This is a genomic window from Flammeovirga agarivorans (genome assembly GCF_012641475.1).
Classification (GTDB): Bacteria; Bacteroidota; Bacteroidia; order Cytophagales; family Flammeovirgaceae; genus Flammeovirga; species Flammeovirga agarivorans.
Map to the genome: position 1 here is coordinate 1 of NZ_JABAIL010000050.1, position 1,065 is coordinate 1,065.

The 1,065-nt window shown below is 33.8% G+C and carries 2 protein-coding genes; both read right to left on the reverse strand.

From position 1 onward, the window contains the following. Positions 1-138 precede the first annotated feature (138 nt). Positions 139-582, reverse strand: coding sequence for an NADAR family protein (locus HGP29_RS28155; protein WP_168885806.1), 444 nt, complete (start codon positions 580-582; stop codon positions 139-141). Beyond that, complete coding sequence (locus HGP29_RS28160) at positions 583-972, reverse strand: hypothetical protein (RefSeq protein ID WP_168885807.1); 390 nt, start codon at positions 970-972, stop codon at positions 583-585. It abuts the gene before it with no gap. Positions 973-1,065: the final 93 nt, after the last annotated feature.

The following is a 1,065-nucleotide window of genomic DNA, read 5'->3' on the forward strand; positions in this document are numbered from 1 at the left end:
ATTTTATTAAAATTATAATTAATCATTTCTAATTTTGATATTTGTACTTACTAGACAATACCACACAACGTTTGGGCTAAAAAGCGTTGTTGCCCCGCAGGGCAGCTATGATTTTTTAGCCATTGTTGTGCGTTCGTTTTATTTTAATTCAGTTCTTAGTTTCATTAGTAACTTACCTAATCTGTTTTTTCCTTGTCCATTGCCACCGTCCCCCCAGTAAGAATCATTTTCTGTATGTTCTACCAGTATTTTGTCCTCTGTACTTAATAGTAACTCTTGAAGTTCTTTATGTTGTGTAAATTTTGCTTTCAAAGCTTCATACATGACATTGTCTTTCATATTATCCCAATTTGGTCTAATTTTTACTTTTCGGGTTCGTCCTAATTCAGCAGCTTTCATGGGAGAAATAGCCTTTCTAATCTTGTTTGCGTATTCAGAACCTGAAAATTTTTGTGCTTGGAAGTAATGCTCAGTGGTTTTCCACAGCTTACCTTTTAATTTAATAGGAAACTGGGCAAAATTTGAAAATTCACCGTATTTCCCATTTTCTGAATAGAATTTTATTCTAGTACCTTCATTCATTTAGTCTAAATCATCTCTATTAAAATCATTCTTAAATTCAGAAGTATTATCAAATCCGAAAGTTTCAAGTTTTTCTAAGTATGGGATATAATCAGTTTCTTCAAATTTATAGGAATCAACTTTCCATAAAAAATAAATGATCCATTGATACCATCGCGCTGGACAAGGATACTTTTGCAAATACTTTAAACGTTCATCGAAATTCAAATCTTTTTGGTCTAGCCATTCATTTAATATCATCATATGTGTCTCACCGCCACCCATTCTCCACCCCATACTATATGGATGAAAATTTGGAGCATAAATCCAAGGTGGAGGAATATCTCCGTATTTCATTATTAGTTCTTTACTAGACTTTAAATACCAATCTGAATCTTTATATTTCCCCATTTAAATTTCGGTAATGACGCACAACGTAATGGCTAAACAGCGTGCGAGGGTGTGTCGCCCGAGACTTGCTGTTTTAGCTGGTGTTATGGGCTT